Annotated in this window: 24 protein-coding genes and 4 tRNA genes; 16 read left to right on the top strand and 12 right to left on the bottom strand. The window is 65.1% G+C overall.

The window, feature by feature from the left end:
* Positions 1 to 31 precede the first annotated feature (31 nt).
* Entirely contained in the window at positions 32 to 466 is a 435-nt protein-coding gene (locus ACJEIK_RS02985) for a hypothetical protein (RefSeq protein WP_409431022.1), read from the bottom strand.
* A gap of 174 nt (positions 467 to 640) precedes the next feature.
* Between ACJEIK_RS02985 and ACJEIK_RS02980 the strand changes: the two genes are divergently transcribed.
* Positions 641 to 1,231 carry a hypothetical protein gene (locus ACJEIK_RS02980; protein WP_409431021.1) on the top strand — a complete coding sequence of 197 codons (591 nt, stop codon included), beginning with the start codon at positions 641 to 643 and terminating at the stop codon, positions 1,229 to 1,231.
* The gene (locus ACJEIK_RS02975) at positions 1,228 to 1,872 is read left to right on the top strand and encodes an RES family NAD+ phosphorylase (protein WP_409431020.1); all 645 of its coding nucleotides are present in this window, start codon (positions 1,228 to 1,230) and stop codon (positions 1,870 to 1,872) included. The genes ACJEIK_RS02980 and ACJEIK_RS02975 overlap by 4 nt, the downstream gene beginning before the upstream one ends.
* Positions 1,873 to 1,916: 44 nt before the next feature.
* On the opposite strand, the gene ACJEIK_RS02970 is transcribed toward ACJEIK_RS02975, so the two are convergent.
* Positions 1,917 to 2,771, bottom strand: coding sequence for a hypothetical protein (locus ACJEIK_RS02970; RefSeq protein ID WP_409431019.1), 855 nt, complete (start codon positions 2,769 to 2,771; stop codon positions 1,917 to 1,919).
* A 42-nt stretch (positions 2,772 to 2,813) separates the two neighbouring features.
* Positions 2,814 to 3,185 carry a hypothetical protein gene (locus ACJEIK_RS02965; RefSeq protein WP_409431018.1) on the bottom strand — a complete coding sequence of 124 codons (372 nt, stop codon included), beginning with the start codon at positions 3,183 to 3,185 and terminating at the stop codon, positions 2,814 to 2,816.
* Between the two features lie 467 nt (positions 3,186 to 3,652).
* On the opposite strand from ACJEIK_RS02965, the gene ACJEIK_RS02960 reads away from it, so the two are divergent.
* The 6 genes from ACJEIK_RS02960 to ACJEIK_RS02935 all read left to right on the top strand — a co-directional run bounded on the left by ACJEIK_RS02960 (position 3,653) and on the right by ACJEIK_RS02935 (position 9,862).
* The gene (locus ACJEIK_RS02960; RefSeq protein WP_409431017.1) at positions 3,653 to 4,504 is read left to right on the top strand and encodes a hypothetical protein; all 852 of its coding nucleotides are present in this window, start codon (positions 3,653 to 3,655) and stop codon (positions 4,502 to 4,504) included.
* Between the two features lie 55 nt (positions 4,505 to 4,559).
* Positions 4,560 to 5,018, top strand: coding sequence for a hypothetical protein (locus ACJEIK_RS02955; RefSeq protein WP_409431016.1), 459 nt, complete (start codon positions 4,560 to 4,562; stop codon positions 5,016 to 5,018).
* Positions 5,015 to 6,550 carry an FtsK/SpoIIIE domain-containing protein gene (locus tag ACJEIK_RS02950; protein WP_409431015.1) on the top strand — a complete coding sequence of 512 codons (1,536 nt, stop codon included), beginning with the start codon at positions 5,015 to 5,017 and terminating at the stop codon, positions 6,548 to 6,550. The genes ACJEIK_RS02955 and ACJEIK_RS02950 overlap by 4 nt, the downstream gene beginning before the upstream one ends.
* Positions 6,547 to 6,780, top strand: coding sequence for a hypothetical protein (locus tag ACJEIK_RS02945; RefSeq protein WP_409431014.1), 234 nt, complete (start codon positions 6,547 to 6,549; stop codon positions 6,778 to 6,780). The genes ACJEIK_RS02950 and ACJEIK_RS02945 overlap by 4 nt, the downstream gene beginning before the upstream one ends.
* A 660-nt stretch (positions 6,781 to 7,440) precedes the next feature.
* Complete coding sequence (locus tag ACJEIK_RS02940; protein WP_036437208.1) at positions 7,441 to 8,676, top strand: IS256 family transposase; 1,236 nt, start codon at positions 7,441 to 7,443, stop codon at positions 8,674 to 8,676.
* Between the two features lie 97 nt (positions 8,677 to 8,773).
* The gene (locus ACJEIK_RS02935; protein WP_409431013.1) at positions 8,774 to 9,862 is read left to right on the top strand and encodes a tyrosine-type recombinase/integrase; all 1,089 of its coding nucleotides are present in this window, start codon (positions 8,774 to 8,776) and stop codon (positions 9,860 to 9,862) included.
* Between the two features lie 16 nt (positions 9,863 to 9,878).
* Here the strand turns inward: ACJEIK_RS02935 and ACJEIK_RS02930 are convergent.
* From ACJEIK_RS02930 to ACJEIK_RS02920, 3 genes are all read right to left on the bottom strand, one after another.
* Positions 9,879 to 9,952, bottom strand: a tRNA-Phe gene (locus ACJEIK_RS02930).
* Positions 9,953 to 9,977: 25 nt separating this feature from the next.
* Positions 9,978 to 10,054 (bottom strand) — tRNA-Asp (locus tag ACJEIK_RS02925).
* A 33-nt stretch (positions 10,055 to 10,087) separates the two neighbouring features.
* Positions 10,088 to 10,160: transfer RNA gene (locus tag ACJEIK_RS02920), tRNA-Glu, on the bottom strand.
* A 164-nt stretch (positions 10,161 to 10,324) separates the two neighbouring features.
* On the opposite strand from ACJEIK_RS02920, the gene ACJEIK_RS02915 reads away from it, so the two are divergent.
* Positions 10,325 to 10,400: transfer RNA gene (locus tag ACJEIK_RS02915), tRNA-Lys, on the top strand.
* Positions 10,401 to 10,966: 566 nt separating this feature from the next.
* On the top strand, positions 10,967 to 11,425 hold the full coding sequence (locus tag ACJEIK_RS02910; protein WP_234789634.1) for a PaaI family thioesterase: 459 nt from the start codon (positions 10,967 to 10,969) through the stop codon (positions 11,423 to 11,425).
* A 3-nt stretch (positions 11,426 to 11,428) separates the two neighbouring features.
* Here ACJEIK_RS02910 and ACJEIK_RS02905 read toward each other — a convergent pair whose 3' ends face one another.
* Positions 11,429 to 12,151: a MerR family transcriptional regulator gene (locus ACJEIK_RS02905; protein ID WP_064858784.1), complete on the bottom strand. Its 723-nt coding sequence runs from the start codon at positions 12,149 to 12,151 to the stop codon at positions 11,429 to 11,431.
* An 80-nt stretch (positions 12,152 to 12,231) separates the two neighbouring features.
* Here ACJEIK_RS02905 and ACJEIK_RS02900 point away from each other — a divergent pair, with 80 nt between their 5' ends.
* Genes ACJEIK_RS02900 through ACJEIK_RS02890 form a run of 3 tightly spaced genes read left to right on the top strand, consistent with a single transcriptional unit; the run spans position 12,232 to position 15,680 of the window.
* A complete protein-coding gene (locus tag ACJEIK_RS02900) occupies positions 12,232 to 13,023 on the top strand; it encodes an SDR family NAD(P)-dependent oxidoreductase (protein WP_064858783.1) in 792 nt (263 codons plus the stop codon).
* A 32-nt stretch (positions 13,024 to 13,055) separates the two neighbouring features.
* Entirely contained in the window at positions 13,056 to 14,045 is a 990-nt protein-coding gene (locus tag ACJEIK_RS02895; RefSeq protein ID WP_064858782.1) for an SDR family NAD(P)-dependent oxidoreductase, read from the top strand.
* Positions 14,046 to 14,063: 18 nt separating this feature from the next.
* Complete coding sequence (locus ACJEIK_RS02890; RefSeq protein ID WP_267324638.1) at positions 14,064 to 15,680, top strand: AMP-binding protein; 1,617 nt, start codon at positions 14,064 to 14,066, stop codon at positions 15,678 to 15,680.
* Positions 15,681 to 15,683: 3 nt separating this feature from the next.
* Here the strand turns inward: ACJEIK_RS02890 and ACJEIK_RS02885 are convergent, their stop codons facing one another.
* The 5 genes from ACJEIK_RS02885 to ACJEIK_RS02865 form a co-directional block, all read right to left on the bottom strand.
* On the bottom strand, positions 15,684 to 16,301 hold the full coding sequence (locus ACJEIK_RS02885) for a cation transporter (protein WP_061006935.1): 618 nt from the start codon (positions 16,299 to 16,301) through the stop codon (positions 15,684 to 15,686).
* Complete coding sequence (locus ACJEIK_RS02880; protein ID WP_064858780.1) at positions 16,301 to 16,639, bottom strand: ArsR/SmtB family transcription factor; 339 nt, start codon at positions 16,637 to 16,639, stop codon at positions 16,301 to 16,303. Before ACJEIK_RS02880 ends, ACJEIK_RS02885 begins: the two co-directional genes overlap by 1 nt.
* A 78-nt stretch (positions 16,640 to 16,717) precedes the next feature.
* Complete coding sequence (locus ACJEIK_RS02875) at positions 16,718 to 17,848, bottom strand: serine/threonine-protein kinase (protein WP_267324637.1); 1,131 nt, start codon at positions 17,846 to 17,848, stop codon at positions 16,718 to 16,720.
* A gap of 56 nt (positions 17,849 to 17,904) precedes the next feature.
* Positions 17,905 to 18,270, bottom strand: a complete 366-nt coding sequence (locus ACJEIK_RS02870; RefSeq protein WP_135357912.1) for a group I truncated hemoglobin — start codon at positions 18,268 to 18,270, stop codon at positions 17,905 to 17,907.
* A 110-nt stretch (positions 18,271 to 18,380) separates the two neighbouring features.
* On the bottom strand, positions 18,381 to 19,388 hold the full coding sequence (locus ACJEIK_RS02865; RefSeq protein ID WP_267324636.1) for an oxygenase MpaB family protein: 1,008 nt from the start codon (positions 19,386 to 19,388) through the stop codon (positions 18,381 to 18,383).
* A 69-nt stretch (positions 19,389 to 19,457) separates the two neighbouring features.
* Between ACJEIK_RS02865 and ACJEIK_RS02860 the strand changes: the two genes are divergently transcribed.
* From ACJEIK_RS02860 to dusB, 3 genes are all read left to right on the top strand, one after another.
* Positions 19,458 to 20,045, top strand: a complete 588-nt coding sequence (locus tag ACJEIK_RS02860) for a TetR/AcrR family transcriptional regulator (RefSeq protein ID WP_133428295.1) — start codon at positions 19,458 to 19,460, stop codon at positions 20,043 to 20,045.
* A gap of 132 nt (positions 20,046 to 20,177) precedes the next feature.
* Entirely contained in the window at positions 20,178 to 21,179 is a 1,002-nt protein-coding gene (locus ACJEIK_RS02855; protein WP_061002045.1) for an acyl-ACP desaturase, read from the top strand.
* A gap of 74 nt (positions 21,180 to 21,253) precedes the next feature.
* A complete protein-coding gene (gene dusB / locus ACJEIK_RS02850; RefSeq protein ID WP_409431012.1) occupies positions 21,254 to 22,339 on the top strand; it encodes a tRNA dihydrouridine synthase DusB in 1,086 nt (361 codons plus the stop codon).
* Positions 22,340 to 22,341: the final 2 nt, after the last annotated feature.

Below are 22,341 nucleotides of genomic sequence, written 5' to 3'. Positions count from 1 at the left end.
TGGAGGCAGCGAGTTCAAAGCGTGGACCTAGTTACGGAGTTGGTGGTCCGACAGCGGCACAGATTTCTTCGTATTCCGCGTCGCTGAGCAAGCCCCGCACATGCGCGGCGCCAACCTGGGTCCAGGTTCCCGGGATTGCCCCCTCGTGCGGAGACGGCGCGTACGTCGCGAAGGTGTAATGCATGCTGCTGAGGTCCTTGACCAGCAGCTCCCGCGCGGTCCCGTCGAGGGTGGCTCGAAGGATCACTTCCTCGGGCGTTGTGGATTTGCCTAACGTCTTGGCGCCGCGCAGCATCCGATGCACACGCGGTTGGGTGGTGTTAAGGACTTCGGCGATTTCTCTCTGACTCATGCCGGCCAAGCTCAGTTGTGCGGCGTCGCGCATCTCTTCGATGCCACCCAGTCGTTCCCGAGCCTGGCGGATTAGGGCCTTGCATGCGATCTCTTCAACAACGAGGGCCATCATGACCTCCTCCCACCTTGATACGTAGTGTATCGCCGGACGATACGTGACGTATCGCACGCCGATAGGCCAGCATCTCCTCGGGGTCGACTTGCTTGACCATTTCGCCGGCCACTCCCTTGCGGACCGTGATTAACGTATCTAGCATGGTGTTAGAATTCGTTAGGAGTACGTGAGATGAGCACAATCGGCGAGCTCGACCAGCTGCTCCACGAGCGCTTCGATATCACCCGCGACGACTTCGTAGCGGCCCTCAGAACGCTGCCGTCGGTGCGACCCTGGGCTACCACACTCACCGAGGAAGAAGCCCGGCTGCTCGACGACGCCGACTTCGGCGAAGACCCGGAGGCCTACATCGCCGCCGGTACTGAAATCGCCGGCCACGCAGGACGGCTCGCAGTGAAGGCACTGACCAGCACTGAGGTCAAAACCGCGTTGGGTCTCAGCGACTCCCGAGTTCGGCAGAAGCGGTTGGCCCGCGAACTGTGGGCGATCCCTGACGGTCAGACCTGGCTGTTCCCAATCTCTCAGTTCGAGAGCGACCCGAAGACAGGTCTGCCATTCCGGCAGGTCCGCGGCCTGGCCGAAGTGTTCAAGGCGATGCCCGAAGATCTGCATCCGGTAGCGGTCGACGGCTTCCTGCATACCCCGCAGCCCGAACTCGAGCTCGACGGCCACGCGCAGGCCCCGCTGAGCTGGCTGCGCGATGGCGGCGATGCCAGCAACGTCGTGGCTGCTGCGCTGGCCTCTGACTGGTACGGCCGGTGAGTTCCGGCCTACCCGGCCCACCCACCGCAGCCCAATTGCAGGTAATTGGCATCCGCAGCGAGGAATACCGTCTCATCACGCCGGCCGCCTTGTGGTGGCGCGTTCACCGCACCCAAGGCGCTCATGTGTTGGGATGGAACACTTTTCGCACCTATGGGCCGGTTCTGCGGTTCGACCCGCATCCTCCGCCGCGACGCGACCACGCCGCCGACGGGATCTGGTACGGCGCCGCGTCCCCACTCGATGCTCTCGCCGAGGCCTTCCAAGGTGACCGCACCATCGACCGCTTCCGCCAGCTTCCCTATCTGACCGGGCTGCGGTTCAGTCGCGAGCTACGCCTACTGGACGTGTCGGTGCACAGTGCCGGATCGTGGGCCACCCGAGCCGGCGGAACGTACGCCTTGTCGACCGGCCCGCACTCGATCACACAACGCTGGGCCCGCCGGATGGTCGAGGCCTTCCCCGATCTGGATGGCGTGCACTATGACAGCCGCTTCTCAGGTCAAGGGTGCATAGCATTGTTCGCGCCGGCCGCACCCGCCATGCCGATGCGGCCGGTCCTGTCCCTGCCGCTGACTCACCCTGGGCTGACGACGCGGATCGCCGGCGCCGCCCAACGCCTCGGATATTTGCTCGTCTGACGTAGGGGTCGCGAACTGCTCGTGCGCCAATTGTCGTGTCGCGGTTAATGGATTCGCTCTATTTTCGAGATGGGGCTACTTATCCTCCACTGGTCACTCGCGTCATCCCAGTCGAAGACGACATGTGATCGTTCGCCGACCCGCGGCCATCGAACGACCTGCGTAATCCGATTGGATTCGCCGTCGCCAAGCATGGCGCCGGACCCACTGGTCGGGCCTGGTAAACGTGTATATCGACCACGGTTCAGATCCCAAATGTGCTCGCTGCCGCGCGTGGTCACACGCCAGACGCCACGCATCTCCGGAGTGAGTTCCTCGACAGTTTCTCCGACCAAGCCGAAGTTGTGCGTGACCGCACATGCCGAGCACAGCGTCCGTAGCCAGCTGAAGCTCCCGACATGCAAGGCTCCGGGCTGGCCGCAAAGTTCGCAAGTGACGGCACTGCGGCGTTCCGCGGCGCTGATCGCGTCGTCGAACGCACTGCGTATGTCCTCGAGCTCGGTGTGCGCGTAGTAGCGCAGCTCGCCGAACTTCTCCTTGCACTGATATAGCTCATAGGCGGGGTCGAGTTCCGCCAACTGCTGGTCGAGTTGCGTGATCAGCGGATACCAGCCGGCTGCGCATCTAATCCAGCGGCCCCAACGATCGGGGATGCGCAGCATCATTCGGATGAGGTCGTAGCGGTATTCCCCTGCGTCATCGGGGACGTGCAGCTTGTCGCGGGTCGTGGGATCAAGCTTCGAAATAGCCTGCAAGAACTGCCCTGCGGCCGCGTAACGCTCGTCGTCGTCGCCGCTCTCGAACGCCGCGCGTAGGTCAGCGGATGCAGCATGCGCAGCGCGGTGCCGCGCCTTCTCGTTCTCGGTGAGTTCCGACGGGACGATGTCGTCGCTAGACATGTCGCCAACGTCGGGGGTAGGGGTGGCACTCAGGCACTCTGCTCACAACAGCTCCCCTGACGATGGCATCCACACCTGTCCTGGCCGCCGATCGCGGTAATGCTCGGCGTCCTCCACCGCCCTAATCGATACGTTTCCGATGCGCTTCGCTCTGGGCGTTCCGCAGCCACGGTCCAAACTCGTTAATAGACAGAGGATTTCACGGCGCGTCAGCTGGACTACGCCCTCGCTCAACTGGGCATGGCGGCCTGCTGCATACCCCTCTTCTTCAACAGCTCTGACCATGAGCTGACCATCCGGCGCGACCAACGCGCGCGCGGAAAGCGGGTCGTCCAACTTCGCCAGCAGAACGGTCAGGTTCCTCCGACTGAGTTCGAGCACAGCCGTGCCGTTCTCGCCCGAAATGTATTTCACTCTCGACACTCCGTAACTGATGTTTTGCACTACGCATCGCGAGAATAGCGCTCCAAACCGGAATTTCGGAACGGTCAACTAAACGTTGACATATGACCCCATCAAATTGACAAAGATAGCCCTGCAAGCACACATAGCTTTCACATAACGCATAGCAACGAAATCAGAGCAATCGACCCTTTACTTTATAGCGATGCTCCCATGTATAGCGCCGCTAGCAGCGCTATACATGCTTACCTCAGAAATATTCAGATATCACCGAATATGGCGTGGCGAATGACTATCAATTCTGCGACACTGCCAAAATGGATCGAGCCTCCGTTTGGCGCTCGGCGCGTATGGCCTTTCCACCGCAAGCCTTCTCGCGGATGTCGGCACCGGTCGCTATCACGTACCAAGTCCGGGTGGTGCCGATTTATGACCGCCACTCACTGCGGCTACCCGCAGAATGCAGCTAGGCTGCGATCATGGGCCAGTCTGTGGACGACAATCTTGCCCAGGTGGTCGCGAGTTCCGAAACACTATCCGGCGGTCTCCAGACAGTTCGAACTGCAACATCGAAAGCTTTGCGAGCTGGCGTCGCCGCCAAGCGCATCGACAGTGCTCTCGGGCAGTCTCAAGATCGCGGGATGCTGCGCCGATTGGTCTTCGCCGGGCCGTCACTCCGCGGCGAGCCAGAAACGATAACAACGGCTGGCCGCCAGGCTTTGGCCGAATGTGTCGAGCAGGCGGCCATGCAGTTTCGCGGGCAAGTCGTCGATGACTCGCTTGACGCGGCGCGAGGCCAGATCAAATCACTGCTCGACGTGCATATCCCCTGGCTCTTACAAGTCCAGACACACATCGACACGCTGACCGACGAACTCGGAGCCCAGCTCGAGATCACCGCACATATCCCGGAAGGGGCCGCCGTTTACGCTTTCTCCGATACCGACACGGCATGGAAAGAACTGCGGCGACTGGCCGGCGGGGTGTTGACCACTCGCGACCGAACTCGCCTTGCACGAAGACTTGCGACCTCGGGCGCCACCCCCACCGAAATCGGGAAGGTCCTCGGCCGATGGGGCAGCCAGTACGGTCGCCAATCAACGTTGGCGTCGTGGCGCCGATTCACGGAACCGTGGGCTGCCTCGAACGGCGTTTCATCAAGACTTCCCAAACTGCTCGATGACACGAACACCTTGTTCGCCACGTTTCACAACATGACTCGCACGATCGCCGAATTGATCGAATCCGCGGATCGCGGCACGGTCTGGTTGTCATCCGCACCGCCAGGAACGCCGGTCATTGGCCGGAAACGGCAGACTTATACCCCCTGAACTGCAGTTTCGAACATTTGCATCTTCCTCTAGTCGGTGGGCCAACCGACTGGAAATGTTGGATCAGTACCGGATCAACCGGCACGAATCCACACAGGAAGGTTCGAAAATGGATTTGGCACTTGGCAATTCGCTTCGAGTTGTCGTGGCGGGACCTGCCCGGGCGCGGTCGCGCTACAGCACACGCGCCGATGGCACCCGAGTCGCCGTCGGCGTAGAAACCGACGCGTCCGGCACGGAGCTGGCCGGATTCCCCGCAACTGTCGCTGGCAGCCTGGTGGGATGGGTAGAAGGTGCGACGGTCATCGCGCCCGAGCCCCTCACCAGTGCCCTTCCGCCGGCTGGGACCTTGATCGAAATCACCGGTTCCTTGCGAATGACGGTGCGCGGCGGTGATTTTGGTGCGACTCGGGCGACGATCACGGGCATTACCGGTGTGAGCGATATCGGCTCCGCTACCGATTTGCTCGCGGCCGCGAAATCGGCCGTGCGTGAGCAGCGAGCCGCATCGTGATCGCCCGTACAGCTCACGATCAGCAACGAACGGTGTCAGACATCGGTAGCGGGGTCCTGTGGTCGACAGGGCTCATCGCCCTCGGCGTCATCTCGTGGTTTGGACTCCACGCAACAGCACCTGCCATTCTCATGATCGGTGTCGGCATCATCATCGGCGCGCTGACGCTCGCAGTCGCGAAGAACAGCGGCAAAGTCCTGGGTTCGCTGCTCATCGTGCCCGCGCTCGTCGGAGTTGGATGGATGTCCATCAAATTGATCGCCAGCATCTGGCCCATAGTGCTACTCGTGGGGACCGCGTTCGCCGTCGCCGCGACTTCGCGCAAAAAGTCAAGTGCATCAAACACTTTCAACAAAATCCACCAACTAAGGCTCCTCCATCAATCACTGACCGGTCGACGGACCGACTTCGATGATGTGCTGATCAGTCGAGGCCTCTTCTTCCGGTTGAACGATGGCACGGTCCAGCGACCGACCGCGATCGAGGCGCGCTCCGGGGACACAGTCGACACTGTCCGGTTTCGCCCGCTGCCTGGGACCGCGATGGCGTGGAAAGCGGCGATGGGCGAACTACCGCATCTGTTCGGCGTGGACCTGATTCTCTCGTCACCTCAACCTGGCGTGCTCGACCTGAGCCACCGCCATACGGAGGCAGCTCCCGCCGTCGATCCGCTGCACGGCTCACTCGTGCTAGCACGACCGGTGCCACCTGTTGACTGGTCACTCAGAGTTGGGGTTGCTGAGGGTGGACTCTGGGTGGACGTGCCCCTTGCCAATCGGGCCGGCGTCGTCGTCGGTGGCCAGCCGGGGTCCGGCAAGACCGGGTCGCTGCGTTCGATGCTGGCCGCGTGGGCGTCACTGCCACATGTCCAGTTTGCCGTCGTGGACGGAAAGGGCGGGTCCGATTGGAACCCATTGGCCGCGAGGTGCTTCGAGTACATCAGCACGGTCGATGATCTCGACGCGGTGATCACGCTCCTGCGCTCTCTTGAGTCCGAACGATCACGCAGAGTTGCGACAATGATGAATCACCGTGGCTCATCGAACTTTTGGGACCTGGGCCCGGGAGTGGACATGCCGCTGATCGTGCTATGCATCGACGAGGTTCAAGCATTCGTGTCGAAGGCCTATCACCCGAGTAAATGTGCTCGTGAACTCGTCGACGAAATCATCGGTCTGCTACTGAGATTGGTGTCGCAAGGCCGGTCGGCCGGACTGGTATGCATTCTCGCCACGCAGAAGCCGACGGCTGACAACCTGCCGACATCGCTCCGAGATTCCGCCGGCATCAAGCTGTGCTATTCGGTGCCGACACGACAGGCTGCCGAAGCAGTGCTGGGCGACGCGTGGTCGGCCGCTGAATCGCCCGTCACACCCGTCGCGGCACCACAGGGACTCGCCGTCTACGCCGATGGGATGGGTCACCTTGCACGTATCCGTTCTCCGTTTGTTCCGGACGGCGCAGTCGCCGAGTGGTCCTCGCTCTACGCGAGCCTGGTTGCCGATCCACGTTGCGGAGGACACGACCAGTGACCGGTTACGAAGAGGTGTTCCATGTCGAACTGGCCATCAGCGCCAATCACCGTGACAGCCACGAGGCATTCGTGATCACCGATGCACTTGCCGAGTATGCGGACACCCAGCGCTGGCGAGCCGAGGACGACCCGAACGCTGAGTTCCTGCATGCCCTGGCTGATACCGCAGATGACCTGAGAAGACGTGTCGACGTGCAGTTGTGCGACGCCAGGTTGAGGAGAACGTAGTGACGATAGGGAAATTCATGCTGACGGCGCGGTTGGCGTTCGACGATGAAGAGAGTCTTCATCGCGCGGCAGATTTCATCGACCGCCGGGTTACCGACGCTCTGACTGTCGAGTTCGTTTGGGACCACGTCGTTCAGACGCAAGGGACCGCGTCAGCGGGCCCGCGGGAGCCAAGAGGGAGCGCGTAGATGCGTGTCATTCGTGAAGTATCCAGTGATGCTGACGACTTCGAGTTCCTGACTGCGCACCAGGTCAGCGTCTTGGTGCCATATTCCGTCTCAACGCTGCACGAATATGCGCAGCGCCGTGAACTCGGTTTGCCGTCGTACGGTCCGCAGCATGTTCAGCTTGGTCCGCGCCGACGTCGGTGGCTGCGCCGCGACGTCTTGGCCTGGATTGAGGCCTGCCGCGTGAGTGGGCAGCGGTAGGGGGCTGGTCTTGTCTGTCACCAAATATTTGACCTCACATGGTGAGCCGCGATGGCGCGTCGAGTGGCGGGTTCCAGGCCGGCGGCTAAGTCCCCTGGGGTGGTGGGAATTCGGGGACGGGGCTGAGGTGGGCGGAGATGTTCAGGCCGTGTCGGTGCCGGTGTTGGGGTGGGCCATCGCGTAGTGGTCAGTGAGTTACGTACCAAAGTGACTCACCGAAGGAAACCGCGCGATGACCCTTGACCATTCTGCCCTGCTCGCTCAGCTCGATGCACTGAAGTCCGCTGACTCGGGTGCGGTGTTCGCCGAGTTGATCCGTTCCGGGTTGCAGCAGCTCATCGAGGCCGAGGCCACCGCGGCGATCGGCGCGGGCCGTTACGAACGCAGCGACGGCCGCACGGTGCACCGCAACGGGCACCGCCCCAAGACCGTCTCCACGACCGCCGGGGACATCGAGGTGCAGATCCCCAAGCTACGGGCGGGATCGTTCTTCCCGTCGCTGCTGGAACCCCGCCGGCGTATCGACAAGGCGCTGCACGCGGTCATCATGGAGGCCTACGTGCACGGGGTGTCCACCCGCAGCGTCGATGACCTGGTGACGGCGATGGGCGTGCAGACCGGGGTGTCCAAGTCGGAGGTGTCGCGGATCTGCGCCGGCCTGGACCGCGAGATCACAGCGTTTCGGGAACGCTCGCTGACCCACACCAGCTTCCCCTACGTGTTCTGCGATGCCACCTTCTGCAAGGTCCGCGTGGGGGCGCACGTGGTCTCCCAGGCCCTGGTGGTCGCGACCGGCGTGTCGATCGACGGCACCCGTGAGGTGCTGGGCACCGCGGTCGGTGACAGCGAGTCGTTCGAGTTCTGGCGCGAGTTCCTCGCCTCGCTTAAGGCGCGCGGCCTATCGGGGGTGCACCTGGTCATCTCCGATGCGCACGCTGGGTTGAAAGTCGCTGTGGCACAGCAGTTCACGAACTCATCGTGGCAGCGGTGCCGGGTGCATTTCATGCGGAACCTGCATACCGCGGTATCGGCCAAACACGCCCCGGCGGTTACCGCGGCGGTCAAGACCATCTTCGCTCACACCGAACCCGACGAGGTCGCCGCGCAGTGGGACCGGGTCGCCGACACCCTGGCCGCGTCGTTCCCGAAGGTGGCCGCGATGATGGGCGAGGCCAAGACCGACGTGTTGGCGTTCACTGCGTTCCCGAAGGCGCATTGGCAGAAGATCTGGTCGAATAATCCGATAGAGCGTCTGAATAAAGAGATCAAGCGTCGGGCCGATGTCGTGGAGATCTTCCCCAATCCGGCGGCGTTCCTTCGCCTGGCCACCGCGGTGGTCATCGAATCCCACGACGAGTGGCAGGTCACCCGCCGCTACCTCTCCGATGTCTCCATGGACGAACTACGCGCCGTGATCGCCGCCAAACACGCCGCGGCAGCACTTGCCAAACAACACCAAATCGCCTAGCGTTCACCATGACTCGTTGATCACAACGCGTGAACCACGCCAGATCCGAAGTCCACCACTCCCCGGGACGCTATCAGGCCGGCTCAAACGTCGGAAAGTGTTCCGCTCGGCAGCCGAGGCACGCACGTTCGAAGCTGAGGTCATCGCGTCCCATTCACGTGGAATCGTCGTCGATCCGAAACGGGGCGCGGCGATCACTGTCGAGTACGCCTACCAGCGCTGGCTGGCCTCACGTGCTGATCTGACGGCGAAGGTTCGCCGTGGCTACATGGATTGTTACCGCCTTGCGGTGCAGCCCCATTTCGGTGTGTGGTCGGTAACCCAGGTGGACAGGCATTCGGTGCAGGCATGGGTGAATGGAATGGCCGATGAAGTGGGCCCGCGGACGCTGCGCTGGCGGCACTCTGTACTGCGGATGGTTCTGGCCTACGCACTCGATGAGAGCTGGATCGTCCGCAACCCGTGCGCTGGGACGACTTTCCCGGCGCTCCGAGAACGCGAGCATGTGTACCTGACTGCCAATGAAGTCGACCAGCTCGCCACGCTCTGCGGCCCGCAGGGCGACATAGTGACCGTCTTGGCCTACACCGGGCTGCGGTGGGGTGAGCTGACCGGCCTGCGTGTGTCGGACGTCGATCTGGCAGCGCGGCGTATCCGAGTCCGCCGTTCCATCACGGCCGTCGGCGGCAAGCTGGTAGAGGGTGCGCCGAAGTCGAAAGCCGGCACACGAACGGTCCCGATCCCAAACAAGGTCATCGATCTGTTGAAAACACGCATCGGTGGCCGTGCCGGCGAGGAGCCGGCGTTCACTTCGCCCAACGGCTCGCTTTTACGTCGGGAGAACTGGGTCCGCGACGTGGCTTGGGCGAAGGCTAAGAAGCAGATCAACCGCCCGGACTTACGCATCCACGATCTCCGCCACACATATGCGTCGCTGGCACGCTCCGCTGGCGCAGACCTACGTCTCTTGCAGAAGACTCTCGGGCACGCTTCCATCACCGTCACCGCACACACTTACGCAGACCTGTACGACCATGACCTCGACGCCGTAGCCGACGCACTCGACACGCTTGCACATCGAACGAATACCGCTAACACGCAGCAAGATGGCCCACCATTGGCCCACTTGGGTGGGCAACCAACCCTTGACGATGAGCTGGAACAGGGTAACGAAACCACCAACTAGCTGGGGTTTCTTGAAGTGGCCAGGGCCGGGATCGAACCGGCGACCTTCCGCTTTTCAGGCGGACGCTCGTACCAACTGAGCTACCTGGCCGGAAGGGCAAGTTGCCTCGCCGTTCTGGCGACCCTGACGGGACTCGAACCCGCGACCTCCGCCGTGACAGGGCGGCGCGCTAACCAACTGCGCCACAGGGCCTTACGTACTGCATTGCTTCGCTTTCGCGTTGCGTACCCCCAACGGGATTCGAACCCGTGCTACCGCCGTGAAAGGGCGGCGTCCTAGGCCACTAAACGATGGGGGCCAATCCGAATCTCTTCGGGGGCACTCTCAACGTTTCCGTTGGGAGCTTCGATAGCTTAGGGCACGACCGCCCCACGGCCCAAATCGGCACTTCAGACCACCAACCGCCGCTCAACCACCTACCCGGCGAAGCGGCCGCGCGGGACGCAGTATCCTTTCTCCCACGCCCCTATAGCTCAGTCGGTAGAGCTACGGACTTTTAATCCGCAGGTCCCAGGTTCGAGCCCTGGTGGGGGCACCAAAGTGTCAACCAATCGACGTTAATTCGTTCGGAAATCACGCCGTCCCGCACCGCCGCTACCTGCGAGTGCACCATCCCGCGGCCCCTATATGTCTTGCGGCGGTGGGTGCTCAAGAATCCTGATCCTTGAGGCGCTCGGCCGGGCGCCCAACCTCTCAACCGGCCGCCATCGCGGAGTTGGCCCCTGACGTGTCGTCTCGGGTTCTGCAGTGATCGCATCCTTCGATGACCCAATGTCCAAGGCGCTGAACGCAAGGGCAGACATCGCAGTCGATATGCAACCGGCGACAAAGCCGGCACGTCGTGGAAAGTTCATCAAGGAGCTCGGACATGTCGGCGCCTCTCTGCAGGAGCTCTGGCCTGACGTAAGACTCACGCAGATCCGGCTCACGAGTATGAGTAGAGGGCTACTCGAAACGTGTTCTCAAACGATCGGCGACGCAGCGGTCGGTTGCGTGACTGAACCGCGTCCGCGAATCCGCAGGTCCCAGGTTCGAGCCCTGGTGGGGGCACCACAAACCCACAAAATCAGTAGCCGTACTAAGCGTGATGGATAGTCTGGCGACGTGACGAACAACGCCGACGCCGCCCAGCTCGAGTTCATGAACTCGATGTTCGCGACCACCATCCCCTCCGCCCACGGCCTGGGCGTCCGAGTCGTCGAGGTCCGCCCGGGCTTCGCCGCGACGACGGCCCCAATCGCGGGGAACGGCAACCACTTTGGCGTGATGTACGCCGGAGTGCTGTTCACCGTCGCCGAGGTACTCGGCGGGATTCTCGCCCTCATCGCATTCGACCAGAGCCAGTTCTATCCCCTGGTCAAGGACATGTCGATCAAGTACAAAGCACCGGCGAAATCCGATGTGCGGGCACAAGCAGAGCTCAGCGACGAGGACATCGCGCGGATCGAAGCCGAGGCCACGCAGAACGGTAAGTCGGAGTACGTCGTGGAAGCGGTCGTGACCGACGCGGACGGCACCGTCGTCGCCACTACCCAGGCGACCTGCCAGCTCCGGCGGAAGTAACGCCTACTTCGCCGGGATCTCCAGTTCCACCACGCGTTCCTGCACCGCCTGACTGATCGCCGCGGTGAACCGGTCGGCCATCATCTGCGCGGCCAGCGGCCGCAGGTTGGGCACCACCTTGGCGATCCGCGCGAGGTACACGTTGGGGTCGTCGGCCTCGCGAATCCGGCTGAACACGACGTCCGTCACCTCATTGGCGAGGGCGTCGATGTGCCTGTCGACGACGCCGGCCAGGCGCCGGACATCCTCGGCCGGCACGTTGGTGTCGCGCAGGTTCATGGCGGCGCCCAAGACCGACTGCCGGACGCTGAAACGGCCGTCATCCAATCGTCGAATCGCCCCCAAAGCTTCGAGCGTGTCGAGGGCCCGGTCATCCAGCGACAGACCGGCGCGCTGCTCGAGTTCGCGTAGGTCGACGGTCTCGTCCTCGGCGGGGCTCCACGGTGTGAGAAGTGCCGCACGCACCGCGAGGTCATGGGCCGTCGCGCCTTCGGGTAGCCGCGCCAGCACCTTGGTGATGGCGGCCAGCGTGTAGCCGTGCTGTTGCAGCTGTTGCACCAGCTCAAGCCGAATGCGATGCGGCGCACCGTAATACGCGAGACGACCGCGCCGCTCGGCGGGCGGCAGCAGGCCGCTCTCGTTGTAGAAGCGAATGGTGCGCACGGTCGTGCCGGTGCGAGCGGCCAGTTCGTCGATGGTGAATTCCTCGACTGTGACATCTGTCATTCCACGAAGTATAGACACCAACATTCACACTGTGCCAGTGTTACTGGCACAGTCACACGTCACTAGGAAATGAGAGCCACATGACCCTGCCGAAGCCCGATGGCACCACCGAGGTCGTCATCACTGGCGCCTCCTCCGGAATCGGAACCGAACTGGCCCGCGTGCTCGCCGCCCGCGGCTACGCCCTCCTCCTCGTCGCCCGTCGCCTGGACCGGCTCGACGCCCTTGCCGACGAGCTGCGCGCCGACCACGGCGTCGGCGTGACGGTGCGGCCGTGCGACCTGGCCGACGCCACGCAGCGTCAGACGCTCACCGAGGAACTGCGCACCCGGCCCGTCGCCGGCCTCATCAACAACGCGGGTTTCGGCACCAGCGGCGCCTTCCACACCCTGCCGATGGACCGCGAGCGCGAGCAGGTCGAGGTCAATGTTGTTGCGGTGCAGGAACTCACGCACGCCGTACTGCCCGGCATGGTCGAGCGCGGCGCCGGCGCCGTCCTCAACGTCGCCTCCGTCGTCGCGTTCCAGCCCATGCCGTCGATGGCGACCTACGGCGCATCGAAGGCGTTCGTCAACTCGTTCTCGGAAGCCGTCCACGAGGAGCTGCGCGGCACCGGCGTCTCCTGCACCGCGCTGTGCCCCGGGCCGGTCCCGACCGAATGGGCCGAGGTCGCCTCCGCACATGAGTTCAGCCTGCGGCCCGCTCAGGTCTCCCCCGCAGACGTTGCGACCCAGGCCGTCGACGGCATGCAGGCCGGCGCCCGCCAGGTGATCCCCGGCACCGTCGTGAAGCTCATGGCCATCACCGGCTCCATCACTCCCCACGCCCTGCTGCTGCCCGCCCTGCGCCTGGCCCGCCGGGCCCTGGGCTGAAACCAACCGAAACCCGAGAACGGACCCCTGCCATGAACCTCTCCGACATCACCGCACTGGCGACCAAGCCCGTCGCCGCCGTCAGCGCCAAGCCGCTCGCCGTGTTCGCAAGTGTCATGAACACGCCCATCAAGACCCGCCCGATCTATCTGCAGACCGTGGTCGACGCCCTCACCGGCTACACCCTCGAAGACGCCGTCGCGGGCAAGGTCGTCGTGATCACCGGCGCCTCGGCCGGTATCGGTGAGACCACCGCCCGCCGCATCGGCGCGGCCGGCGGCGAGGTCGTGCTGGTGGCCCGGACCCGGGAGAACCTGGAGCGCGTCGCCGACGACATCCGCGCCGACGGCGGCACCGCGCACGTCTACCCCTGCGACCTGAGCGACCTCGACGCCATCGGCGCCATGGCCGACCAGGTGCTGGCCGACCTGGGTCACGTCGACATCCTGATCAACAACGCCGGCCGCTCCATCCGCCGCTCACTGGAGCTGTCGCACGACCGGATGCACGACTACCAGCGGACCATGCAGCTGAACTACTTCGCGCCGGTCCAGCTGATCCTGAAGTTCACGCCGGGCATGCGTGAGCGCGGCTTCGGGCACATCATCAATGTGTCCTCCATCGGCGTGCAGACGAAGCTGCCGCGTTTCGGCGCCTACATCGCCAGCAAGTCGGCACTGGACGGACTGTGCGACACGTTGCAAGGTGAGACGGTGTCGGAGAACATCACGTTCACCACGGTGCACATGCCGTTGGTGCGCACTGCGATGATCGCCCCGACCAAGATGTACGACCGCTTCCCCACCCTGACGCCCGAGCAGGCCGCGGCCACGCTGTGCGACGCGATCATGCACCGGCCGCGCCGGCTGAGCCCGCCGTCCGGACAGCTGACGGCCCTCACCGACGCCCTCAGCCCGCGTCCGTTCGACCTGGTGCGGAACAAGGTCTACTCGATGTTCGGCGAGTCCGCCGCTGCCCAGGCGGCACCGGCTGAGGCGCCCGAATCCGTTGTGGCCGAATAGAAGAGGACTCTGATGGACATGAACTCACTGCTTGCCGAGCCCGCCCGGCGCGCCGGCCTCGAAACCCGCGCCCTCGTGGCATTGGTGCGGGCCGGCGCCATCGGCGTCGATCTGCCGCACCGGTTGGTGCAGGTCCTGGCGGCACTCGACACCTACGGGCCGTTCGGGGCCGCACCGCGCATCGCCGCGATCCGGCACGGCGCGTTTCCGGCGATCGCCGACGAACGAGGCGAACTCACCTACGCCGAGTTCGACGAGGCAGTCAACCGGATCGCCAACGCATTTCGCGCTCGCCTGGCCCCCGGCGACACCGTCGGCATCCTCTGTCGCAATCACCGCGGTCCGCTGATCGTGGCGTTCGCCGCATCCCGCGCCGGCGTCAACGCGGTATGGCTCAACACGGCGTTCTCGGCCCGCCAGGCGGCCGAGGTCGCGAACCGCGAAGCCGTCGACCTGCTGGTGCACGACGTCGAATTCACCGATCTCGTCGCGGACATCGAAGCCAGGCACGGCACGTTCGTCGCCGATATCGACAGCGCGAGTGACGATCTCGACGCCCTGGCGGCCGATGCATCACCCAAGGCGCCGCCGGCGCCGGCCAAGCAGGGCCGGATCATCCTGCTGACCAGCGGGACGACGGGCACGCCCAAGGGTGCACCGCGCGCCGAGCCGCGCAGCTTCATCCTGCCGGGCGGACTGTTGGAGCGGCTGCCGATGCGGGCTCGCGAAGCCACCATCATCGGGCCGCCGCTGTTCCACGGCACCGGCCTGCTGATCGCGATCATGACGATCGCCCTCGGCTCGAAGTTGGTGCTGCGCCGCAAGTTCGAGGCCGAGCAGCTGGTCGCCGACATCGAGCGACACAAGGCCACCACGGTGTGCGTCGTGCCGGTAATGCTGCAGCGGGTGATGGGCCTCGGCGACGACGCCGTCCGCAGCTACGACACCACCAGCCTGCGCGCGATCTTCTGCGCCGGCTCCCAGCTGCCGGCCGCCGTCGCCACCGCGGCACAGGACCTGCTCGGTGAGGTGGTCTACAACCTCTACGGCTCAACGGAAGTGGCGCTCGCGACCATGGCGACGCCGTCCGACATCCGCGAAGCACCCACCTCGGTCGGCAAGCCGATGCTCGGTTGCCGGATCAAAATCTTCGATGACAACGGCCACGAGGTGCCCACCCCCGGAACGGGCCGGATATTCGTCGGCGCGGCAACACAATTCGAGGGCTACACCGGCGGCGGCACCAAGGAGTTCATCGACGGCCTGATGGCCAGCGGCGACGTCGGGCACTTCGACGACGAGGGTCGGCTGTACATCGACGGCCGCGACGACGACATGATCGTCTCCGGCGGAGAGAACGTCTTCCCGGCCGAGGTCGAGGAACTGCTGGTCACCCACCCCGCCATCGTGGAAGCCTCTGCGATCGGCGTCGACGACGAGGAATTCGGAAAACGCCTGCGCGCCTTCGTCGTCACCGTCAAGGGCACCGAGGTGTCGGAGGCGGAGGTCAAACAGTTCGTCAAGGACAACCTCGCCCGCTACAAGGTGCCGCGCGAGGTGGTGTTCCTCGACGAGCTGCCGCGCAACCCCACCGGCAAGGTGCTCAAGCGGGATCTGGCAGTACACGACGACTGAGCGTCATCCGCACGAGGCACAGCAGGCGTCGCCCCGCCACGCATTGACGCCTTCTTTGACCGCAATGCCCGCGATCACCAGTGCGGCGATCGGGTCGGCCCAGGACCAGCCGAGGATGGAATTCACCAGTAGGCCGATCAACAGCACGGCCGACAGGTAGGTGCACAGCAGCGTCTGCTTGGAATCGGCCACCGCCGAACGAGATCCGAGCTCCCGGCCGGCCCGGCGCTGCGTATAAGACAGCACCGGCATGACGATGAGGCTCGCCACCGCCAGCACGATGCCGATGGTCGAGTGCTGGGCTTCACCGAAGCCCAGCAGGGCACGGATCGCGTCGATCGTCACGTAGGCGGCCAGCGCGAAGAACGAGAACGCGATGACGCGCAGTGCGGTCTTCTCGCGGGCTTCCGGGTCGGCGCCCGCGAATTGCCAGGCGACCGCGGCGGCCGAGGACACCTCGATCACCGAATCCAGGCCGAAGCCGACCAACGCCGCCGACGACACCCGTGTGCCTTCCGACAGCGCCACGACGGCCTCGATGACGTTGTAGGAGATGGTCGCCGCGACCAGCCACCTGATGCGCCGCGCCAGCTGACCGCGGCGCACGTCGGTGAGTGTCATCAGGTGCACCCGCACGGCTCGCCGTCGGCGCCGACGCACACGCAGTCGGGGTCGACCGCGAGCACCAGTCCCATGAGGTCGTCCAGGGCCCGGCCGATCCGGCGGTCCGCCAGCTCGTATCGCATCCGACGGCCTTCCGGCACCGTCACCACCAGACCGCAGCCCCGCAGGCAGGTGAGGTGGTTGGAGAGGATCTGCCGGGAGACGCCCAGCTGGTCGGCCAGGTCCGACGGGTACCCGGGAACCTTGTTCAGGCTCAGGAGGATTCGGGTGCGCGTCGGATCGGACAGGGCATGGCCGAACCGCGCCAGGGCGTCAGTGTGCTGCAGTGTCGCCATACGGTTGACGGTACATCATTTTCTGTATTCAGGAACCAATGTACCGTCGGACTCATCCCGCCGCCAATCACCGCGTCGTCAATGTTTGTTGTGGCCCTTGCCTTTTCCGTTGCCATGACCGTTGGGCGGCGGTGCGTCATCGACCGGCTGTGGCGGAGTCGAAACCGGGGCCGACGTGGACGTCGGGGTCGGCTCAGGCGTGCTCGTCCCGACCGGCGCCGGCGTCGACGGCCGTGACGCGGCGTCGACGATCACCGCGACGACCGTCACCAGCACCACGATGGCGGCCGCACCCCAGAGCAGCAGTCGCGAGCGGCGCCGCGGCGCGGCGACCGGCAGCAACGACGTCGTCGGGTCCGGCAGCGGCTGCCCCAGCACCAGCGTCGGAGGACGACCGGCGGGCACAGCACCGTGCAACGCCGCACGCATCTCGTCGGCACCGCCGAAGCGCACCCGCGGGTCACGCGCCATCGCGCGTTCGACGACCACCGCCAGGGCCGGGTCGACGTCGGGCCGCAACACGCGCAGCGGTACCGGATGTCCCTCCGAGACAGCGCGGGCGAGCGCCACCAGATTGTCCTGCGGAAAAGGCCGCCGGCCGGTGAGCGCCTCGTACCCGACGACACCGACGGCGTACAGATCGTCGGCGACGGTCGCCGGATGCCCAGAGAGGCGATCGGCGCTGAGATAACCCATCGTCCCCACGACCTGGCCGGCGGTGGTGTGGCTGGATTCGGCGCTCTTGGCGATGCCGAAGTCGGCGATCTTCGCCGCTCCCGAATCGGCCAGCAGAATGTTGCCCGGCTTGATGTCGCGATGCAGGATGCCGGCCGCGTGGGCCATCGCCAGTGCCGAGAGCACGTCGTCGAGCACCGACCGAACCTGCGGCAGCGGCAGCGGACCCGCGGCGATCGCGTCCGCCAGGGTGCGTCCCGGTAGCCGCTCCATGACGATGTACGGGGTGCCGTCCTGCTCGCCGTAGTCGTGGACGGCGACAACGTGCGGATGGTTCAGGCCGGCCGCGGCGCGGGCCTCGACCTCGAAGCGGCGCCGGAAGTCTGGCTGTGCACTCAGCGGCGCATGAAGCAGTTTGACGGCCACCGGACGCTGCAATTGGGCGTCCCACGCGTCGCGGACCTCCGCCATACCGCCGTGGCCCAGCGTCCCCCGCAATTGGTAGCGGTTGGCGAGAACCCCGGGATAAGGCATGACTCCACGCTAGCCCGCCTCGACCGACCCGCCGAGTCTGGTGCGGGCAGGGTCCGTCAGGCGCTCTTGGCGGTGACGATGTCGCCGGCCAGCGGCGCGATGGCGGCCATGATCCGCTGCACGGTCCGTGCCGGAACGCCCGCCGCGGCTAGGCTTTCACTCAGATACGCGGCCACCAGGTTGAAGTGCTGCCGGGAAATGCCGCGCCCGCGGTGGATGTCCCGCATGGAAGCGCCGGTATAGGGCTCGGGACCACCCAGGGCCGCGGCGAAGAACTCGACCTGCCGGCCTTTGAGCCGTGACATGTTGGCGCCGGCGAAGAAGCCGGCGAGTTCGGGGTCGGCCAGTACGCGCTCGTAGAAGTCCGCCACCACCTGTTCGAGCGCTTCGGCTCCTCCGATCTGCTCATAGATGCTCGTCATGCACCGAGCCAACACCCGCCGTGTTGCCTATCCATTGCTCGACGGTGACCCAGCGACTAAATCGGCCTCACAGACCCCTCGAATTGCTGCGAGTACGGAAAGTGCCTGGGTCAGTCCACAATTGGGCAGTAGAACTGCGGCTGACCCCGATATTCGAGCGGCGGCAGGTTACGCGCGGGCGTCTCCACCAGCGGCGAGTCGACGGGAAGCCGGCCGGAGGCGCGGTCCATCGCCGACCGCTTGCGCGGATGCATCAGCCTGCGCTTCGGGCCGTACTTCGAGACCAACGTGATCACCTGGCACAGCCGGTCGTGCACCCACTGCTGCCGCGCGGACCACGAGTAACCCATCAGCTCGCGCACCGGCGGGTCGTAGAGGGCCACCGTCATGAAAGTCAGGAAGCGCTGCATCACCTTGAGGTTCTGCGACCACAGCCAGTCCGGAATCCATTGCAGCGACGGATGTTTGGGCATGGTCGACAAATCCATGACCTCGCGCGCCGCATAGTTGTTCTCCAGGACGTTGCGGCACATGTGATCCCAGTAGACCTCGAAGTCCTCCCAACTCTTCGGCACGGGCCGCATGCTCATGCCGTACATGCGGTACCACTGCACGTGCTCGTCGAACAGCTGTCGCTTGTCGGCCTCGGAGATGCCGCCGCCGAATTTCTCGGCAGCCAGCAGAGTGGATTTGAAGAACGTCGAGTGGGCCCAATAGAAGACGTCGGGGTTCAGCGCGCTGTAGCGGCGACCCTGCTTGTCGACGCCCTTGATCCCGATGTGATAGTCCCGCACCTCGGCGCCGGTCTTGGGCGCACGGTCACCGTCGAAGACGACGCCGCCGATCGGATAGATCGACCGCAGGAGCCGCGGAATCCGCTCCATGAAGAAGATCGAATGTTCCTCCACCGCCGCGCCGAGCTGCGGATGCATGTTCTGCATGGAGCCGGCCCACGTGCCCTGGAACAGCCCGGTCCACTGGCCGAAGTACTTCCACGTCAGCGAGTCAGGGCCCAGCGGCACCGCGTCGTAGCCGCCGGGCGAAGCCGGGCAGCCGACCGCCGCCACGGGGGCAGATTCGCTGGTCACTGGGCATGTGTCGGAAGTATTTTGGGTCACCGGCATTCTTTCCTGGATGTCAGCGGGTATCCTGACTACACGCGTTGTCAGCCACAGCTTAGGAGTCACGTGCCTTCCGGTCAACGACAGGGCCGCTGGTCCGCCGTCCCACTGGCGGACCGCCCGACGCGGCGTCGCGAGGCGCTCATCGAAGCCGGCATCGCCGCGCTCGGCCATGCCGACGGCCCCGCGGCGACGGTGCGGGCGGTGTGCCGCACCGCCGGCCTGACCGAGCGCTACTTCTACGAGAGCTTCACCGACCGTGAGGATTTCGTCCGCGCCGTGTACGACGAGGTGTGCACGACGGCCATGGCGGCGCTGACCACATCGCAAAGCCCCCGCGACGCCGTCGAACGGTTCGTCACGATGATGGTCGACGACCCCACGCGCGGCCGCGTCCTGCTCATCGCGCCGGCGCAGGAACCCGTACTCACCCGCTCGGGCGCGGACTGGATGCCGAGCTTCATCGAACTGCTGCAGCACAAGATGTTCCCCGGCGGCGATCCCGCGCGGCGGGCGCTCGAGGCCACCAGCCTGATCGGCGCCCTCACCGCACTGTTCACCGGGTACCTGGGCGGCAAGCTGCCGGTCACCCGCGAGCAGTTCGTCGATTACTGCGTCGACATGCTGATGAGCCGGGTGCCCTCACACCGGTAACACCTAACGAGCGCCGACATCACAGTTCAGAATCACCGGTCGGACATGCGTCACAGCAACTTGATGTCACTACCCGACACAGATACTCTGACTGCTACCAACAGGTACAGATACATCGCACCGGGAGGCGCCATGACAGCCGACTACACCGACCTGCAGCTCCTACACGAGCTGGAGCCGGTCGTCGAGACGCTCGTCGACCGCCACATGAGCATGCGGAAAGACTGGAACCCGCACGACTACATCCCCTGGAAAGAGGGCAAGAACTACTACGCCCTCGGCGGCCAGGACTGGGATCCGGATCAGGCCAAGCTCTCCGAGGTCGCCCAGACCGCCATGGTCCAGAACCTGCTGACCGAGGACAACCTGCCGTCCTACCACCGCGAGATCGCGATGAACATGGGCATGGACGGCGCCTGGGGCTACTGGGTGAACCGGTGGACCGCCGAGGAGAACCGCCACGGCATCGCCCTGCGCGACTACCTCGTCGTCACCCGCAACTGCGACCCCGTCGAGCTCGAGGAACTGCGCGTCGAGCAGGTCACCCGCGGCTTCTCGCCCGGCCAGAACCTGCAGGGCGACCTGTTCGCCGAGAGCCTGTTCGACTCGGTCATGTACGTCTCGTTCCAGGAGCTGGCCACCCGCGTCTCGCACCGCAACACCGGCAAGGCCTGCAACGACCCCGTCGCCGACCAGCTGCTGCAGCGCATCTCCGGCGACGAGAACCTGCACATGATCTTCTACCGCGACGTCTCGGCCGCCGGCCTGGACATCAACCCGAACCAGGCGATGGCCTCGCTGCACCGCATCGTCGAGAACTTCAAGATGCCCGGGTACACCGTGCCCGACTTCCGCCGCAAGGCCGTCATCATCGCCGTCGGCGGCGTCTACGACCCGCGCATCCACCTCGACGACGTCCTCATGCCGGTGCTCAAGAAGTGGCGCATCTTCGAGCGCGAAGACTTCACCGGTGAAGGCGCACGACTGCGCGACGACCTGGGCCGGATCATCAACGAGCTCGAGGACACCTGCGCGAAGTTCGAGGTGGCCAAGGAACGTCGCCTGGAGCGCGAGCGCAAGGTCGCCGAGAAGAAGGCGATGAAGAACCTACTGGTGTCGACATCAGCGTCGTAAGTCCGGAACGAGACACGGCCCGATCCCTGCGGATCGGGCCGATCTCGTTGCGCTCTCCGGTCGTCCTCGCCCCCATGGCGGGTGTGACGAACGTAGCCTTCCGGACGTTGTGCCGCGAGCAGGAACTGGCCCGGGTGGGCACGGTCAGCGGCCTGTACGTCTGCGAGATGGTCACCGCGCGCGCCCTCGTCGAGCGCAATGCCGCGACCATGCACATGACGACGTTCGCGCCCGAGGAGTCGCCCCGCTCGCTGCAGCTTTACACCGTCGACCCGGCCACCACGTACGCTGCGGCCAAGATGATCGTCGACGAGAACATGGCCGACCACATCGACATGAACTTCGGCTGCCCGGTGCCCAAGGTGACGCGCCGCGGCGGCGGTTCGGCCCTGCCCTACAAACGCAAGCTGTTCGGCCAGATCGTCGCGGCCGCCGTGCGCGCGACCGAAAACACTGATATCCCGGTCACCGTGAAATTCCGGGTCGGGATCGACGACGCCCACCACACCCACCTCGATGCCGGCCGTATCGCCGCCGAGGAGGGCGCGGCGGCCGTCGCGCTGCATGCCCGCACCGCCGCGCAGCGTTACTCCGGCACCGCCGACTGGGACCAGATCGCCGCGCTGAAAGCCCACGTCAGCGGCGTTCCCGTGCTCGGCAACGGCGACATCTTCGACGCCGATGACGCCCTGCGAATGATGGCCGAGACCGGCTGCGACGGCGTCGTCATCGGCCGCGGCTGCCTGGGCCGGCCCTGGCTGTTCGCCGAACTTTCGGCGGCCTTCAACGGCCAGCCGCGCCCCACCCCGCCGACGCTCGGCGAGATCGCGGACATCATCCGCCGGCACGGCCAACTCCTCGCCGACCACTTCGGCGAGGACAAGGGCATGCGCGACATCCGCAAGCACGTCGCCTGGTACCTGCACGGGCTGCCCGCCGGCGCCGATCTGCGCCGCGCCCTGGCCCTGGTGAAAACCCTGGCCGAGCTCGACGAACTGCTCACCCAACTGGATTCCGATGTGCCGTTCCCGGACTGCGCAGAGGGCCCGCGAGGCCGGCAGGGGTCGCCGGGTTCCGTGGTGCTGCCCGAAGGCTGGCTGGACGACCCCGACGACTGCACGGTGCCGTTCGGCGCCGACGTGGTCAACTCTGGCGGGTAGAC

The organism is Mycobacterium sp. SMC-16, assembly GCF_046250085.1.
GTDB lineage: Bacteria > Actinomycetota > Actinomycetes > Mycobacteriales > Mycobacteriaceae > Mycobacterium > Mycobacterium phocaicum.
The sequence above is the reverse complement of the archived record's forward strand: the minus strand, read 5'-3'. Positions and strand labels throughout refer to the sequence as shown.